This is a genomic window from Pseudoxanthomonas sp. LjRoot206 (genome assembly GCF_056175725.1).
Genome location: NZ_JBGFFI010000002.1, coordinates 84,574 through 100,097 on the forward strand (window position 1 = coordinate 84,574; position 15,524 = coordinate 100,097).

The 15,524-nt window shown below is 67.3% G+C and carries 14 protein-coding genes and 1 tRNA gene; 8 read left to right on the plus strand and 7 right to left on the minus strand.

The window, feature by feature from the left end; all coding sequences use genetic code 11:
• Positions 1–6: 6 nt before the first annotated feature.
• The 3 genes from AC04MD_RS05085 to AC04MD_RS05095 all read right to left on the minus strand — a co-directional run bounded on the left by AC04MD_RS05085 (position 7) and on the right by AC04MD_RS05095 (position 2,492).
• Complete coding sequence (locus AC04MD_RS05085; RefSeq protein WP_475496233.1) at positions 7–1,299, minus strand: SMODS domain-containing nucleotidyltransferase; 1,293 nt, start codon at positions 1,297–1,299, stop codon at positions 7–9.
• A gap of 12 nt (positions 1,300–1,311) precedes the next feature.
• On the minus strand, positions 1,312–1,935 hold the full coding sequence (locus AC04MD_RS05090; protein WP_475496234.1) for an SLATT domain-containing protein: 624 nt from the start codon (positions 1,933–1,935) through the stop codon (positions 1,312–1,314).
• Positions 1,936–2,415: 480 nt separating this feature from the next.
• Positions 2,416–2,492 (minus strand) — tRNA-Arg (locus AC04MD_RS05095).
• 98 nt (positions 2,493–2,590) lie between these two features.
• On the opposite strand from AC04MD_RS05095, the gene ubiA reads away from it, so the two are divergent.
• Both ubiA and AC04MD_RS05105 read left to right on the plus strand, forming a co-directional pair.
• Complete coding sequence (gene ubiA, locus AC04MD_RS05100; RefSeq protein ID WP_475496235.1) at positions 2,591–3,484, plus strand: 4-hydroxybenzoate octaprenyltransferase; 894 nt, start codon at positions 2,591–2,593, stop codon at positions 3,482–3,484.
• A 145-nt stretch (positions 3,485–3,629) separates the two neighbouring features.
• On the plus strand, positions 3,630–5,369 hold the full coding sequence (locus tag AC04MD_RS05105; protein WP_475496236.1) for a hypothetical protein: 1,740 nt from the start codon (positions 3,630–3,632) through the stop codon (positions 5,367–5,369).
• Positions 5,370–5,381: 12 nt separating this feature from the next.
• Here the strand turns inward: AC04MD_RS05105 and AC04MD_RS05110 are convergent, their stop codons facing one another.
• On the minus strand, positions 5,382–6,086 hold the full coding sequence (locus AC04MD_RS05110; protein ID WP_475496237.1) for a ComF family protein: 705 nt from the start codon (positions 6,084–6,086) through the stop codon (positions 5,382–5,384).
• Between the two features lie 61 nt (positions 6,087–6,147).
• Between AC04MD_RS05110 and bioB the strand changes: the two genes are divergently transcribed.
• The 4 genes from bioB to bioC all read left to right on the plus strand — a co-directional run bounded on the left by bioB (position 6,148) and on the right by bioC (position 10,267).
• The gene (bioB, locus tag AC04MD_RS05115; protein WP_475496238.1) at positions 6,148–7,224 is read left to right on the plus strand and encodes a biotin synthase BioB; all 1,077 of its coding nucleotides are present in this window, start codon (positions 6,148–6,150) and stop codon (positions 7,222–7,224) included.
• Between the two features lie 117 nt (positions 7,225–7,341).
• Positions 7,342–8,541: an 8-amino-7-oxononanoate synthase gene (gene bioF / locus AC04MD_RS05120; RefSeq protein WP_475496239.1), complete on the plus strand. Its 1,200-nt coding sequence runs from the start codon at positions 7,342–7,344 to the stop codon at positions 8,539–8,541.
• 56 nt (positions 8,542–8,597) lie between these two features.
• Positions 8,598–9,374 (plus strand): pimeloyl-ACP methyl ester esterase BioH, encoded by a 777-nt coding sequence (bioH, locus tag AC04MD_RS05125; protein WP_475496240.1) that lies wholly within the window; start codon positions 8,598–8,600, stop codon positions 9,372–9,374.
• Positions 9,371–10,267, plus strand: coding sequence for a malonyl-ACP O-methyltransferase BioC (bioC, locus tag AC04MD_RS05130; RefSeq protein WP_475496241.1), 897 nt, complete (start codon positions 9,371–9,373; stop codon positions 10,265–10,267). The genes bioH and bioC overlap by 4 nt, the downstream gene beginning before the upstream one ends.
• Positions 10,268–10,285: 18 nt before the next feature.
• Here the strand turns inward: bioC and AC04MD_RS05135 are convergent, their stop codons facing one another.
• Genes AC04MD_RS05135 through AC04MD_RS05145 form a run of 3 tightly spaced genes read right to left on the minus strand, consistent with a single transcriptional unit; the run spans position 10,286 to position 12,328 of the window.
• The gene (locus AC04MD_RS05135) at positions 10,286–10,714 is read right to left on the minus strand and encodes a ketosteroid isomerase-related protein (RefSeq protein WP_475496242.1); all 429 of its coding nucleotides are present in this window, start codon (positions 10,712–10,714) and stop codon (positions 10,286–10,288) included.
• Between the two features lie 46 nt (positions 10,715–10,760).
• Positions 10,761–11,369: a YdcF family protein gene (locus AC04MD_RS05140; protein ID WP_475496243.1), complete on the minus strand. Its 609-nt coding sequence runs from the start codon at positions 11,367–11,369 to the stop codon at positions 10,761–10,763.
• On the minus strand, positions 11,366–12,328 hold the full coding sequence (locus tag AC04MD_RS05145) for a pyridoxal-phosphate dependent enzyme (protein WP_475496244.1): 963 nt from the start codon (positions 12,326–12,328) through the stop codon (positions 11,366–11,368). The genes AC04MD_RS05140 and AC04MD_RS05145 overlap by 4 nt, the downstream gene beginning before the upstream one ends.
• Positions 12,329–12,455: 127 nt before the next feature.
• On the opposite strand from AC04MD_RS05145, the gene AC04MD_RS05150 reads away from it, so the two are divergent.
• Both AC04MD_RS05150 and mnmG read left to right on the plus strand, forming a co-directional pair.
• The gene (locus tag AC04MD_RS05150; protein ID WP_475496245.1) at positions 12,456–13,100 is read left to right on the plus strand and encodes a hypothetical protein; all 645 of its coding nucleotides are present in this window, start codon (positions 12,456–12,458) and stop codon (positions 13,098–13,100) included.
• Positions 13,101–13,556: 456 nt separating this feature from the next.
• On the plus strand, positions 13,557–15,446 hold the full coding sequence (mnmG, locus tag AC04MD_RS05155; RefSeq protein WP_475496246.1) for a tRNA uridine-5-carboxymethylaminomethyl(34) synthesis enzyme MnmG: 1,890 nt from the start codon (positions 13,557–13,559) through the stop codon (positions 15,444–15,446).
• Positions 15,447–15,524 lie beyond the last annotated feature (78 nt).

Sequence of the window (15,524 nt, forward strand, 5' to 3'; positions counted from 1 at the left end):
CGCAAGCTACGGTGGAACGATGGGCACATCGGCACGGTCCCTCGCTACGCAGACGCCGTCCTTGAGTACGTAGACCTCGACATAGTGCTTGCCTTCGAAATTTGTGTGTTCGTACTTCTCGCGGGTTCCGCCATCTACCTCTATCGAGCCTCGCTCACGTCCTCGCGCAGATGCGCCGCGATTCTTAACCTTCCACCGCACATGGTAGGGCTCAGGTACATTGCATTCACTCAAGAAGAAGCGGAGGCGGAATCCATAGGGCAGGCGTCTATCGCGACGGGCGATGACCTTGAAACCCCATTGGATCACTGAATCTCGCATCACTTCATAGTCGAGCTTCGCCCTGAAGCGAATATCAACCGGAAATTTTTCCTCGATGAACTCTTCCCCTTGCGTCGTCATGTCAGCAAGCGCAATGTCTTGCAGGACCCCCCTGGTCATGACGGGGAACGAACGGCCGAAGATGGAACGCCATCTCTTGGTTTTCTCAACCAGGTCCTCTGCTTCGTTGGCTTGCTGGCAACGCCGCAGCGCTTTCTGAGCACGGCCGGTGAACCTACCCTTTGCCTCGACGAGATCGCCGCTACCAGGTGCGGGCCAGGAGCCGTTGTCGTCTAGTCCGCTAATCCAGGTGAAGAGCGCGACCAGGAGCAGTGGATAGTCTGCCAGCGCAGCCCCTTGCCACCTGGGATAGCTCAGGAAGAACTGAACAACGAGAGTGTCTATCAGGTAGCCACCGATCGGGGCGCCCATATTGTTTTTCCAAGCTCGAAGCATCTTGGCCAACAACCGAGCATTGCCGTTCCACGCTCTGTCGTATGTATCGAACGCGTCCATCTCGACTCTAGGATTGGTTGTCTCCCAAGACCCCCCATTTCGAGTTGAGCCATAGATGTACGACGCGTCAGCTTGACGAAACGCCGGCAGCACCTCGACGACATACTTCTCAAACGCAACAACTACAACGGGGCCGTCTCCACGGATGGTAGTTCTTGGGTACCTTGTCAGTAGTGACTGCCTAACTTCTGCGAGTAGTTGTGATGGGCCGTTCCCTGCGCGCGCCTGGTAGCGTGCAAGGTCCTCTGCCGGAAGCTCGAAGATCATGTCGAGGTCGCTGATCCCATGGATGGCGGTCCGGCGACCGAATGAGCCGACCTGCAAGCTGTGCGCTGTGTTTGAATCAACCTCCCAGAAGTCAGCGTTTAGGCGCGTCGTTATGCCCCCGTAGCTGTTGGAGATGTCCTGTCGATTTGAAACGGCGAGGTTCGATATGAACCTGCTAAAGGCGGTTGCGCTCATACAGATCAGCCGCTACTGGCAAATGCCGCTACGAGCAAGGTGGAGTGCGGTGGCCAGTAGACCCAGGACAATAAGGCTCAGGAGTACGAATGCAGACAATGGCGCCTTGTCGCGCAACGAGAACTTCCGATTGCGGTGTTCTCCCACCCATGATGAGTCGATTACCCAGAAAAATCGGTGATGCGCCTTCCAGCTCGCTCCGAAAATCTGCGGGGATACGTTCAAGCCAGAAGCTGCCGTGCGAACTTCTATCAGGCGCTGGCGAAACGCGTCCAGTTGCGCGGCCGATGGGGCGGTTACGCTTCTCACATCCACGACTAGGTCATGCAGTTGCTTGTAGAGGTTGTTGAGCTTGATACCGGTTTGCTCGTACTCGCTCAGCCGGGATTCGTAGTCGCGCACATAGAGCATGCAGATGCCGATGATCAGCAAGATCGCCGACGGCAACTTCTCGGCTAGCTGCGGATAAACCAGGCCCAAGATTCCGACTGCGAACGAGGTGACGGTCACCATCGTTGGTACTTTTGAGGCGATGTCGAGGGTCGCGAAGTGGAGGCTCGCGCTGTAACCGACGTTATAGCCTTCGCTGGCGATCTGCTCGAGAAGTAGGTCTCGAGGCGACTTGGGTTGGGACATTCCATTGCGCCTTTAACGTGATCTTCATTCACATTAATGCCGCGAATTCCAGCCTGTCAAAGAGAGCAGGCTCCCACCGGTATTGGAGGCCAAAGCCTTTGAGGTCGACCCCTAAGCCACCTCTAAGCCGGCACGCACCGTCCCGCAGCTCAGATCACGCCCAACAAAAAACCCGCTGTGAGGCGGGTTATTTGTAACGCATTGAATTTCAAAGAAATTCTGGTGGCTATGGGTGGACTCGAACCACCGACCCCAGCATTATGAGTGCGGCGACCGAAGCACCAGCACTGCGGTTTCCATGCCAACTTGCCTATGCCTGGATGGAGTGCTGACCATGGTGCGCAGCCAAGGAGTCGAGGCTATTGCTCAAAACCTTTCATCCCCACCAAGGGGTGGGGCACAGAGTGGGCACAGGATGGGCACATGGCCGTCGCTGGATCAGATTTGATCAGTCGTCTTGCGAGAAGTCATTGATTTGATTGGCGCGCCCGGAGGGATTCGAACCCCCGACCAATGGCTTCGGAAGCCACTACTCTATCCGGCTGAGCTACGGGCGCACGGGACGGGCATTCTAGCCGCAAACCGGCGCGATGGCCCAGTTCGGCGCCATGCCGGGTCACGCGGACCGGTGGACGGGCCTGCTACCCTTTCCTGCATGGGATACGAGCGTTTCGATGAAGCCGAGAGGCCGCGCTGGCGCGAACGGCTCGGCCAGTACTGGAAACTGGTGCGCGGCGATCGTCCGATCGGTGTGCTGCTGCTGCTGTGGCCGACGTGGTGGGCGCTGTGGCTGGCGGCGGGTGGCCGGCCGCCGTGGTGGACGCTGGTCGTGTTCACCGCCGGCGTGTGGCTGACCCGTTCCGCCGGCTGCGTGATCAACGACTACGCGGACCGATGGCTGGATCCGCAGGTCGAACGCACGCGCGGCCGACCGCTGGCGACCGGTGCCGTCTCCGGGCGCGAGGCGCTCCTGGTGTTCGCGGTGCTGATGCTGGCCGCCTTCGTGCTGGTGCTGACGATGAACCGCCTGACCGTCTGGTTGAGCGTCGTCGGCCTGTTCCTGGCGGCCAGCTATCCCTATCTCAAGCGCTACACCTACCTGCCGCAGGTCTACCTGGGATTGGCGTTCGGCTGGGGCATCCCGATGGCGTTCGCAGCGGTGCAGGGCGAGGTGCCGACGGTGGCGTGGGTGCTCTATGGCGCCAACATCCTGTGGGCGACCGCCTACGACACGTGGTATGCGATGGTGGACCGCGAGGACGACCTGCGTGCGGGATCGAAGTCCACCGCCATCCTGTTCGGCGATCTCGACCTGGTCATCCAGGGTGTGCTGTATGCGTTGATGTTCGTCGCCCTGTATCTGGTGGGACGACAGGCAGGGTCGGGCGTGTACTACTGGGCGAGCATCGGCGTGGCGATGCTGCTTGTCGTCTCACAGTTCTGGATGGCGCGTCATCGTCAGCGCGACGCGTGCTTCCGTGCCTTCCTGCACAACAATTGGGTGGGTGCGGCCCTCTTCATCGGACTGGCGTTGGATCTGGCGCGCTGAACGGCGTTGTGAATGCGCGGCGAAACGGCGATAGCGTGATACGGTTCACGCTTTATTGATGTGACAGCACGTAACGCACGACATGGCAAAACACGACAGAGGCACAGGAGTCGCAGAACTCCTTCATGTGAGGTGCGGGCGCTGGATGCTGGGTGCCCTCTTGATGGCATGTCTCGGCAGCGCGACCGCGCAGACCGTCCGCTGGGAGGATTACCGGGGTAATAGTCGCGTCGGCACGGTCTACACCGGTCCGGCTGGCGCACCGACCTTCGCCAACAACACCGGCAGCGGCGCCGATCGCCTGAATGCCCTGCGCGCCATCGCCGCCAATCCAGCCAACGCGGTGCGGACCGGCACGGCCACCAACATCAACTACCGGCAGGCCACGAACCACCTCTGCAATGTCGATGCGACCGGCAACAACAGCGCCACGTCCTGCGGGTTTCAGGCAATGGGCCGCGTGTCCCATGCGTTGATCCAGTTCCCGCAGGCGGGCACATACAACGTCAGCATCGCGCACGACGACAATGTGGAACTGGGCTTTTCCAGCGACTACGCCAATACCGCCTACCGCACCGCCTCGTACGACGTGCCCGTCGGGACCGTGAACGACTGGACGACGAACGAAGACACCTACGTGAGCCTCGGCAGCTTCACCGCCGCCAATGCCAACAGCTGCGCGCTGGTGCGCGTGTACTGGCTCAATCACGGCGGCATCAATTTCGCGCGCCTGCGCTGGACGCTGCCCGGCAGCGGCACGCCGGTGATCATCCCGGCGACGGCGTTCCGCGATCCGGCCGACGCCGCCAGTGCGAACGGCTGCAACGGCTCCATCACCGGCAACGGCACCACCATCACCCTCAACAAGGTGCTGGGTGCGCCGCGCGCCGATCCCGCCGACCAGTTCACCGTGCAGATCGGCACCACGTCGACGGCCGGCACGGTGCGCGAGGCGATCACGTCCGGTGCCGGCGTCGGTCAGCAGGCCAGCACCGGCGCGCTGGCAGTGACGACCGGCACGACCTACTACCTGCGCGACACCATGGCGGCCAGCAGCGCGTCGACGCTGGCGGGCGCGTATACCGCTTCGATCAGTTGCACGCGCAATGGTGTGGCCTTCACGCCGAGCGGTGCCTCGCCCACCTGGAGCGTGGTGCCGGCGGCCAACAACCAGATCGTCTGCACCATCACCAATACCGCGCGCCCTATCCTGCGTCTGAGCAAGGAGCTGCCCGACGGCCGCCTGCAGGCGTCTGACCAGTTCGCACTGGCCATCGCCGGGACGGGCGCCGGTGCCGGTGCAGCCGTCACGACCACCGGCGCGACCACGACGCCGACGCAGGTCGCCGTCGTCAGTCCGGCGACGGCGGGTGCCGGCTACACCTTTTCCGAAACCGGGGCGGGCGGTGCCACGTTGGCCGACTACACCACGACCTACAGCTGCACCAACGCGCGCAGCGGAGGCGCGGCCCCGAGCGGGAGCGCCGCGACGTTCATCTTCTCGCCGGTGGCCGGCGATCAGCTGAACTGTGTTTTCCGCAATGTCCGCATTCCGCGTACCAACCTGGCGATCACCAAGGCGGCCAGCCCTGCCACGGTGGTCTCCGGCGGCGTGGTGACCTATACGCTGAGCGTCAACAATCCCGGCCCGAGCGCGGCCGACGGCACGGTCCTGCGCGACACCCCTGGCACCGGCCTGAACTGCAGCGACCCGGCGACCACAGCGGCATGCGTTGCTTCGGGTGGAGCCAGTTGCCCGGGCGCCACGGTGCCGGTGGCCAACCTGACAAGCGCTGCCGGCGTGACCATTCCAACGTTCCCGGCGGGCGGCCAGATCGTACTGACGCTGCAGTGCCGGGTCATCGCGACCGGCTTCGCTCCCTGACCCGATACACGCTCACGGGGCGCGCGCGCAGACCCAGGCATCTACCCGCGCCACACCGGCGGCTCGCAAGACCCTGGCCGCGGCTTGCAGGGTGGCGCCGGTGGTCATCACGTCGTCGACCAGGCAGACATGCGCCGGGCGCGTGACGCCGGGCGGAACGGCGAACGCCTTCGCCACATTGCGCTGCCGCTCGTCGGCATGCAGTTCGGATTGCGGCGCCGTGGAGCGCGAACGCAGCAGCAGATCCGTCCGCAGCGGCAGGGACAGGGCATCGGCCAGCGGGCGGGCGAGTTCCAGTGCCTGGTCGTAACCGCGCTGGCGCAGGCGTCGCACGTGCAGGGGGATCGGGACGACCACATCGGGGCGCGGGGCCGACGCAAGTGCGCCCGCCATCAATTCCGACATCAGACGCCCGGCCGCCAGGTCGCGGTGGAACTTGAAGCGCGGTACCAGCCGGTCCAGCGGAAACCCGTAGACGAAGACAGCCCGCGTATGCGCGAGCACTGGCGGATGCTGCAGACAGTCGCCGCACTCGCCGGCCGCCGGCATCGGCAGACCACACCGGGAGCAGGCGATGGCATTCCAGGGCAGCGTTTCGACGCACTGGGCGCATAGATCGATGCCATTGCGACCACGTTCGCGGCAGATCAGGCAGCGGGCCGGGAACAGCAGGCGGGTAGCACGCCGCCACCCGCCGTCAACTTTCAGCGCATCCATGCGGTTGACAGGGCCGTGCCCGGTTTCCAGACTTCCGCGACTGTATTCCGCCGAGGCCGCGATGTCCGCACACATTTCCACCGACGCGCCGGTCGTGCGCCATGACTGGCAGCGCGACGAGCTGCTGGCCCTGTTCGACCTGCCGTTCCCCGAGCTGCTGCACCGCGCCTCGGCCGTGCATCGTGTCCATTTCGACCCGGCGGAAGTCCAGGTCTCGACGCTGCTGTCGGTGAAGACCGGTGGCTGCCCGGAGGACTGCGCGTACTGTCCGCAGGCCCAGCGTTACGACACCGGCGTGTCCGCACAGAAGCTGATGGACGCCGAACAGGTGCTGGCCAAGGCCGCGCAGGCCAAGGCCGCGGGGGCGTCGCGCTTCTGCATGGGCGCGGCCTGGCGTTCGCCGAAGGACCGCGACATTCCCAAGGTCGCCGAGATGATCCGCGGCGTGAAGGCGCTGGGGCTGGAGACCTGCGCCACGCTGGGCATGCTGAGCGGCGACCAGGCGCAGGCGCTGAAGGCGGCGGGTCTGGACTACTACAACCACAACCTCGACACGGCGCCGGACTTCTACGGCGACATCATCCACACGCGCCAGTACCAGGATCGCCTGGACACGCTGGAACATGTCCGCGATGCGGGCATGAAGACCTGCTGCGGGGGCATCGTCGGCATGGGCGAGTCGCGCGACCAGCGCGCCGGCTTGCTGCAGGCGTTGGCCAACCTGCCGTCGCATCCGGACTCGGTGCCGATCAACCGGCTGGTGCAGGTGGCGGGCACGCCGCTGCACGGCACGACGGAGCTGGATCCGTTCGAGTTCGTCCGCACGATCGCCGTCGCCCGCCTCGTCATGCCGGCGTCGATGGTGCGCCTGTCGGCCGGCCGCGAGGCGATGAGCGACGAACTGCAGGCGCTGTGTTTCCTGGCCGGTGCCAACTCGATCTTCTACGGCGAGAAGCTATTGACCACCGGCAACCCGGACACCGAACGCGACCAGGCCCTGTTCGCCCGCCTCGGCCTGCGGCCGATGGAGGTGCAGGTGGAAAACAGCCACCACCATCACAGAACCGACGTCGCCGGCAGCGGTACGGTGCATGCCGACATCACCCGTTCCGAGCCGTCTTGCGGCCGGGCGGCATAAGTCGGGGCAACAGGGGCAGCATCGGACGACGCACGCTGGCGCGGGAACGCGGCCGGCGCGTCGTCGTCGACGGTCTCCCGCTGCACCCCGGCGCCTTCATCGCCAGGCCACGCCGACATGACCCGCACCGACCTGCACGACCGCATCCTCGCCCAGCGCCAGCAGCGCATCGCGCTGGGCCGGCAGCGCACGCGCCGCACCGTGACGCGCCGCGATGGCGTCCGCGTCGAGGTCAACGGCCGCTGGCTGACCGAGTTCAGCAGCAACGACTATCTGGGCCTGGCACAGCAGTTCGAAGTCACCAACGCGCTGCAGGATGCCGCCGCGCGCGAGGGCGCCGGTGCGGGCGCCTCGCACCTGGTCAGTGGCCATCATGCGTCGCACGAGGCGCTGGAGCGCGACGTCGCCGACTGGCTCGGCTATCCGCGGGCACTGCTGTTCGGCAGCGGGTTCCTCGCCAACCTCGCCGTGCAGCAGGCGTTGCTGGAAGACGGCGACGTCTGCGTGCAGGACCGGCTCAACCACGCCAGCCTGATCGATGCGACCCGTCTCGCCGGCGCCAAGCTGCGGCGCTATCCGCACCTCGATCCGGAAGGCGCGCTGCGCCAGCTTAAGTTGCATGCGGATGGTGCCGCGATGTTGGTCACCGACGGCATCTTCAGCATGGACGGCGATGCCGCGCCGCTGCGGTCGCTCAGCCTGGTCGCCCGCATGCAGCAGGCGCTGTTCTTCGTCGACGACGCGCACGGCGTCGGCGTGCGCGGGCCCGAGGGCCGCGGCAGCGTGGCGGAAGCGCGCATGGGCGTGGCCGACGTGCCGCTGCAGCTCGTCACGCTGGGCAAGGCGCTGGGCGGCTACGGCGCGGTCGTGGTCGGCGAAGACACCTTGATCCAGCACCTGGCCGAAACCGCGCGGCCCTACATCTACACCACCGCCATGCCGCCCGCGCTGGCGGCGGCGACGCGCGTCGCGGTGAAGCACGCGCGCCGCGACCAGTGGCGCCGCGAGAAGCTGCAGTCGCTGGTGGACCGCTTCCGCAGCGGCGCGCAGCGTGCGGGCTTGCAGCTGATGGCCTCTGACTCGCCGATCCAGCCGGTGCTGTGCGGCAGCGACGCGACGGCACTGGCCTTGTCGGCCGCGCTCGACAGCGCCGGTTACCTGGTGCCGGCGATCCGCCCGCCCACGGTGCCCGACGGCAAGGCGCGCCTGCGGATCACGCTGTCGGCGCTGCACTCGCTACAGGACGTGGATGGCCTGGTGACGACGCTGGCGCGCTCCTGGGACGCCGTGCAGCGCGTGCACGGCGCCGTCGCCTGACGCAAGCGCAGCGCGACGCAACCGCTGATCCGGCGGGATCGGCGACAATACGCGGCATGCATATCGAAACCCTTGGTAGCGGCCCGTCCGTGGTGCTGCTGCACGGCTGGGCCCTGCACGGCGGCGTGTTCGCGCCACTGGTGCAGCGGCTGTCCGACCGTTACACGCTGCATCTCGTCGACCTCCCGGGCCACGGCCATAGCCGCGACAGCGAGGTCGCGCTGACGCTGGAGGCGACCGTCGACGCCATCGTTGCGCAGACGCCGCCCGCGGCCTGGCTGGCGTGGTCGCTGGGCGGCCTGTTCGCGCTGCAGGCCGCAGCCTCGTCGCCGCAGGTGCGTGGACTGGCGATGATCGCCGCGACACCGCGCTTCGTGCGCGGCGACGCATGGCCGCACGCCGTGGACGCCAGCGTGTTCGCGCAGTTCGGCGACGACCTCCGCAACGACTACGCAGGCACGCTGGAACGTTTTCTCGCACTGGACACGATGGGTTCCGAACACGCCCGCAGCGAGCTGCGCACCCTGAAGCAGGACCTGTATGCGCGCGGCGAACCCGCGCCGACGGCGCTGCAGGCCGGCCTGCAGCTGCTCGAAAAGTCCGACCTGCGTGCGACGCTACCGACGTTGCCGGTACCCAGCCTGTGGCTGGGTGGCCGCCGCGACCTGCTGGTGCCGTCGAAGGCGATGCAGGCGGCGGCCGCGATGTCGCCGCGCGCCACGTTCGTCGAGATCGCCGGTGGCGGCCACGCGCCTTTCCTCGGTCACGCCGACCTCGTGGCGACCGAAGTGGAGCGCTTCCTGCAATCGCTGTCGCAGGACGTGCCGGCATGACCTTCGATCAACGCCATATCCGCCGCGCGTTCTCGCGCTCCGCTGCCGGCTACGACGCGGCGGCGGCGCTGCAGCACGAGGTCGAGAAGCGGCTGATGGAGTCGCTGGACTACCTGACGCTGCGCCAGGGGCAGGATGCGCCCGATCCGGGCGTGGTGCTGGACGTGGGGTGCGGGCCCGCGCATGCCGCGGCCGCCATGCGCAAGCGCTGGCCGAAGGCACAGGTCGTCGCGCTGGACATGGCCTTGCCGATGCTGCGCGAGGCGAAGAAGCAGGCGGGGTGGTGGAAACCGTTCCAGCGCGTCTGTGCCGACCAGCGTGCCCTGCCGGTGCGCGATGGCAGCGTCGACGTGCTGTTCTGCAACCTCAGCCTGCAGTGGGTGGACGATCTGCCCGCGACGTTCACCGGTTTCCGCCGCGTATTGAAACCGGGCGGCCTGTTGGTGTGCTCGACCTTCGGTCCGGAAACGTTGCAGGAATTGCGCGATGCGTTCGCACAGGCCGATGACACGCCGCATGTCAGTCCGTTCCCGCCGATCGCGCAGTTCGGCGACGCGATGATGCTGGCCGGCTTTCGCGATCCGGTGCTCGACCGAGATCGCTTCACGCTGACCTACGACGATCTGCCCGCATTGATGCGCGAACTGCGCGCCATGGGCGCGACCAACGCGCTGCAGCATCGCCGGCATACGCTCACCGGGCGTGCGCGTTTCGCCGCAGCGGCGACCGCGTACGAGCCGTTGCGGCGCGAGGACGGCAAGCTGCCGAGCACCTGGGACGTCATCTATGCGCATGCGTGGGCACCGCCGCCGGGCGCGCCGATCCGCGGGCAGGGCGAGGACATCGCGGCGGTGCCGCTGTCGAGGATTCCGATCCGGCGACGCGGCGAATGATGCGTCCGTTCGGCGGCGTCAGCCGCCGACTTGCCGGATCCAATCCTGCAGGTTGTAGTAGTTGGTGACGCGCGCGATGCGGTCGTCGCGGATGTCGAAGAAGGCGCCGCCCGGCAACACGTAGGTCTGGCCGTTCGCCGGCGGCAGGCCTTCGTCGGTGTGCAGGTACTCGCCATGCACGACGTACTCGGCGGCTGCGTGCTGGCCGTCCTGGGTGACCAGCACCACGATGTCGCGCAATTGCTCGCGGTAACTCGCATTCATGCGGCCGAGGAAGGCGGCGAACGCCTCGCGCCCGGTCTCGCGCACACCCTGGTTGAGGTCGTGCACCACGTCGTCGGTCAGCATGGCCAGCATGCCGTCCCAGTCACCGCGGTTGAAGGCGGCGTAGTAAGTGAGGACGAGTTCGGTGGCGCGGTCCTGCCGGCGCGTGCCGTCGATCTTCATGCGGGTTCCCGTGGGGTGGGCGACGCGTCGATCATACGCCACGCGATCAGCGCGGCAGCCGGTCGCGATGGAAGAAGTACACTTCCTGCAGCAGGAAGCGCCAGCGCGTGGCGAAGCTGCGGAAGCGACTGGTCGGCGTGGGCGAGCCGACCGAGCGGATGCCGAGGTCGCGGCTGATCCGCAGCGCGCGCGCCATGTGCAGCGGATCGCTGACGATGATGACACTGTGCACCTGGTGCTGCTGCATCAGCGTGCGCGCCTGGCGCAGGTTGTCGTGCGTGTTGCGCGACAGCGATTCGATCAGGATCGCCTTGTCGGGCACGCCCTGGCGCAGTGCGTAGCGGCGCGCGACCTGTGATTCCGAAAAGCGCGCGCCGGTGCCGCCGTAGCCACCGGTGAAGATCATCGTCGGCGCCAGGCCGCGCTTGTACAGATCGATGCCGTGGCGGATGCGCTCCTCGAACACCGGCGACGGTTTGGCGTCGTAAGCGGCGGCACCGAGCACGATGATGGCGTCGGCCGGCGCGGCGTCGTCGCGCTGGCCCACCCAGATGATGTAGGCGGCCACGCCGACCAGCCACAGCAGCGCGAGCAGCAGCAGGCGCCAGGCCCACCCGGCGATGCCGCGTCTTGAGGTGCGCCGGCGAGCGCTCATGCCGCGCGCTCCCAAGGCAGGGCGTCCAGGTCGACATTGCCGCCCGACAGCAGTACGCCGATCCGTTGTCCGGCGAAGCGTTCCGGCTGCCGCAGGATCGCCGCCAGCGCGATGGCCGAGGAAGGCTCGACCAGCAGCTTCAGGCACTGCCACAGCAGACGCATGGCGGCGAGCGTGTCGGCATCGGGCACGGTGACGACGTCCACCCGGTGCGCGCGCAGCAGGTCGAAGTTCGGTTCGCCCAGCGTGCCCCGCAGGCCGTCGCAGACGGTATCGGGCACGAAATCGATGCGGCGCTCGCCCGCGGCCAGGGAGGCGGCAGTATCGGCTGCGCCTTCCGGTTCCGCGCCGACGATGCGGCAACCAGGCGCGGTGGCCGCCGCGGCGATCGCAGTGCCCGACAGCAACCCGCCGCCGCCCACCGGTGCGACCAGCGCATCCAGGGGGCCATGTGCATTGATCAGTTCCAGCGCGGCCGTGCCCTGGCCCGCGATGACGTGCGGATGGGTGTAGGGGTGGATCAGGGTGGCGCCGGTGTCGGCCTGCACGCGGGCGGCGGCGGCTTCGCGCGCGTCGATGGTCGCCGCGCAGGTGTGCAGCGTCGCGCCGTAGCGGGCGATGTTCGCCAGCTTGGCAGCGTTCGCGCCCTCCGGCACCACCACGTGGCAGGCGATGCCGCGGGTGCGTGCCGCCAGCGCCAGCGCGGCGCCGTGGTTGCCCGACGAATGCGTCACCACGCCGCGTGCGGCGGTGGCGTCGTCCAGCGCCCAGACCGCGTTGCAGGCGCCGCGGAACTTGAAGGCGCCGCTCCGCTGCAGCGGTTCCGCCTTGAAATGAAGCTGGCAGCCCGCGAGCGCGTCCAGGGCGCTGGAGCGCAGGACGGGCGTGGCATGGGCGTGGGGAGCGATACGGGCGGCGGCGGCGAGGACGTCGTCGAAGGTAGGCAGGAGCATCGGCATGGGGAAAGGTTAGCGCATCGCCCTGCGCTGAACCTCCGCCCGATGCGGACACCGGGACCGGCAGGGTTAAGCACGGATTCAATGCCCCGGGCCGATCCTGCCTTTGCAGAGTAACGGGGGTTCCGCCATGAAGCGTTCATCTCTTTTGACCATCGCCTTCGCCAGCCTCGCGCTGGGGGGCTGCGCAACGTACGACTACGTCGGCGATACCGCGCCCGGCGGCTACTACCACGGCCGGCCGAGCACGCAGTACTACGACCCGTACGGCGGCTACTACGGCGGCAGCGTCTACGGTGGTTACGGCTACGGCGGTCCCTACCGCTATGGCGGCTATTCCAGCTACCCCTACTACGGCTATTACGGTTCCCACTATCCGTACTATCCGCCGCGTCCGCCGCGCCCGCGTCCGGACGACAACAACCCCCCGCCCCGTCCGCCGCCGACCAGCGGGGGCGGCAACCGTCCGCCGCCGTGGCGCGACCCGACCGGCCGCTGGCGCGAGGGTGGGTCCCAGCCCATGGTTCCGGGCCGTCCTGCCCAGGTGGCGCCGTCCCCGAGCCAGCCGCGTGTTGGCGAGGGCAGCTACCGTCCGCCACGCGTGACCCCGTCGCCGTCCATGCCGCGGTCGGCAGAGCGTCCACAGCGCATGGAGCGGGCCGCGCCGCCCCCGCGCATGGAACGGCAGGCCCCGCCGGCCCGCATGGAGCGTCCGGCGGCGCCTTCCCGGCCCATGCCGCGCGACGATGGCGGCTCCCGCCAGCTCGAACGGTGATCCGGATTCGCTGACCCTTCCCCTGCCGTCCGTCGCCCATCCTCTGCCGCTGACGCGGATACGGACCTCGGTTGACCGGTTGCGTCGCTTTCTGACGTAAGCGGCAATTAAAGGTTCAATGTCGACGTCCGGTGGGGAAATCTGGATCCCCCCTGTTCCGGCCCCATCGGGCGTCGGCGCCTAACAAAAAGCCCGGCTTCGCCGGGCTTTTTTCTTGCTCTGGTATCCTGCGCGCATAAAAAAGGGGCCGGTAGTCCCCCGACTACCGGCCCCCGGCATCCCCGGCGTGCGCATGGCTGGCCCCTGTTCCAATTACCAACCCGGCGCCCCTGGTCGCTTGCCACGACGGGTGCATGGGAGTACAGCAGGAAGCGTGCCAACTTTGCCCGGTCGCCATGCCGGATCCCGTCTTCCGTACCGGCCCCGTCCACCGGCCTTCGTCATCGACTCTTTGCCATGAGCTCCAGCTTCCACCACTACGACGTCATCATCATCGGCGGCGGCCATGCCGGCACCGAGGCCGCGCTGGCGTCTGCGCGCGCCGGTGCGCGCACGCTGCTGCTGACGCACAACGTGGAAACCGTGGGCGCGATGAGCTGCAACCCGGCCATCGGCGGCATCGGCAAGGGCCATCTGGTGAAGGAAATCGATGCGCTGGGTGGCGTGATGGCCTGGGCCGCCGATCGCGCCGGTATCCAGTGGCGCACGCTCAACGCGTCGAAGGGTCCGGCGGTGCGTGCGACGCGCTGCCAGGCCGACCGTGCGCTGTACCGCAGCGCCATCCGCCGGGCGGTGGAAGCGCAGCCGAACCTGACGCTGTTCCAGGCCGCCGTCGATGACCTGGTCATCGAGAACAACACCGTCCGCGGCGCGGTCACCCAGACCGGGCTGACCTTCCATGCGCCTGCCGTGGTGCTGACGGCGGGCACCTTCCTCGCCGGCAAGATCCATGTCGGCGAGACCCAGTACGCCGCCGGCCGCGCCGGCGATCCGCCGGCCACCGCGCTGGCGCAGCGGCTGCGCGAGGGCGCCTTCGTCGTCGATCGCCTGAAGACCGGTACGCCGCCGCGCATCGATGGCCGTTCGCTCGACTATTCGGTGATGGAAGAGCAGCCCGGCGACGATCCGCTGCCGGTGATGTCGTTCATGGGCGACGTCGCCGATCATCCGCGCCAGGTGTCGTGCTGGATCACGCACACCAGCGAGCAGACGCACGAGATCATCCGCGGCGCGCTGCATCGCTCGCCGATGTATTCCGGCCAGATCGAAGGCATCGGTCCGCGCTACTGTCCGTCCATCGAGGACAAGGTGGTGCGCTTCGCCGAGAAGGCCAGCCACCAGATCTTCGTCGAGCCGGAAGGCCTCGACGTCGCCGAAATCTATCCGAACGGCATTTCCACCTCGCTGCCGTTCGACGTGCAGCTGGCGCTGGTGCGCAGCATCCGCGGCATGGAGCACGCGCACATCACGCGCCCAGGTTATGCCATCGAATACGACTTCTTCGATCCGCGCGGCCTGAAGGCGTCGCTGGAAACCAAGGCGGTCGCCGGCTTGTTCTTCGCGGGCCAGATCAATGGCACGACGGGTTACGAGGAAGCCGCCGCGCAGGGCCTGCTCGCTGGCCTCAATGCGGCGCGCTTCGTGCAGCAGAAAGAGGCCTGGTCGCCGCGCCGCGACGAGGCCTACCTGGGCGTGCTGGTCGACGACCTGATCACGCACGGCACCAAAGAGCCGTATCGCATGTTCACCAGCCGCGCCGAGTATCGGCTGCAGCTGCGCGAGGACAACGCCGATCTGCGCCTCACCGAAACCGGCCGCACGCTTGGGCTGGTCGACGATGCGCGCTGGCAGCGCTTCGAAGAAAAGCGTGAAGCGATCGCGCGCGAGACCGGCCGACTGCGCGCGCTGTGGGCGACACCTGCCAACGCGCTGGGCCGTGAGGTCGCCGATACGCTCGGGGTGCAGGTCAGCCGTGAAACCAACGTGCTCGACCTGATCAAACGCCCGGAACTGGACTACGCCAAGCTGATGTCGGTGCCCTCCATCGGTCCTGCGGTGACCAATGCGCAGGTCGCCGAGCAGGTGGAGATCGGCGTGAAGTACGCCGGCTATCTCGATCGCCAGCGCGACGAAATCGAACGCCAGCAGCGCAACGAATCCACACCGATCCCCGCCGGCTTCGATTTCGCCGGCGTGCGTGGCCTGTCGGCCGAAGTGCAGCAGAAGCTCGAACGCGTGCAGCCCGAAACCATCGGCCAGGCCCAGCGCATCCCCGGCATGACCCCCGCCGCCATCTCGCTGCTGCTGGTGCATCTGGAGCGCGCGCGGCGTACGCGCGTGGCGTAAGCGACCGTTGACGCCTTTGTAAGAGCGACGTCAGTCGCGACCGCAAATTCCCGGCGGCAGCGAACCGTCGACGGCCGA

Coding starts and splice junctions, on each gene's coding strand:
- AC04MD_RS05085 (WP_475496233.1), bottom strand. CDS start 1,299: ATGAGCGCAACCGCCTTTAGCAGGTTCATATCGAACCTCGCCGTTTCA.
- AC04MD_RS05090 (WP_475496234.1), bottom strand. CDS start 1,935: ATGTCCCAACCCAAGTCGCCTCGAGACCTACTTCTCGAGCAGATCGCC.
- ubiA (WP_475496235.1), top strand. CDS start 2,591: ATGGGATACGAGCGTTTCGATGAAGCCGAGAGGCCGCGCTGGCGCGAA.
- AC04MD_RS05105 (WP_475496236.1), top strand. CDS start 3,630: ATGCTGGGTGCCCTCTTGATGGCATGTCTCGGCAGCGCGACCGCGCAG.
- AC04MD_RS05110 (WP_475496237.1), bottom strand. CDS start 6,086: ATGGATGCGCTGAAAGTTGACGGCGGGTGGCGGCGTGCTACCCGCCTG.
- bioB (WP_475496238.1), top strand. CDS start 6,148: ATGTCCGCACACATTTCCACCGACGCGCCGGTCGTGCGCCATGACTGG.
- bioF (WP_475496239.1), top strand. CDS start 7,342: ATGACCCGCACCGACCTGCACGACCGCATCCTCGCCCAGCGCCAGCAG.
- bioH (WP_475496240.1), top strand. CDS start 8,598: ATGCATATCGAAACCCTTGGTAGCGGCCCGTCCGTGGTGCTGCTGCAC.
- bioC (WP_475496241.1), top strand. CDS start 9,371: ATGACCTTCGATCAACGCCATATCCGCCGCGCGTTCTCGCGCTCCGCT.
- AC04MD_RS05135 (WP_475496242.1), bottom strand. CDS start 10,714: ATGAAGATCGACGGCACGCGCCGGCAGGACCGCGCCACCGAACTCGTC.
- AC04MD_RS05140 (WP_475496243.1), bottom strand. CDS start 11,369: ATGAGCGCTCGCCGGCGCACCTCAAGACGCGGCATCGCCGGGTGGGCC.
- AC04MD_RS05145 (WP_475496244.1), bottom strand. CDS start 12,328: ATGCCGATGCTCCTGCCTACCTTCGACGACGTCCTCGCCGCCGCCGCC.
- AC04MD_RS05150 (WP_475496245.1), top strand. CDS start 12,456: ATGAAGCGTTCATCTCTTTTGACCATCGCCTTCGCCAGCCTCGCGCTG.
- mnmG (WP_475496246.1), top strand. CDS start 13,557: ATGAGCTCCAGCTTCCACCACTACGACGTCATCATCATCGGCGGCGGC.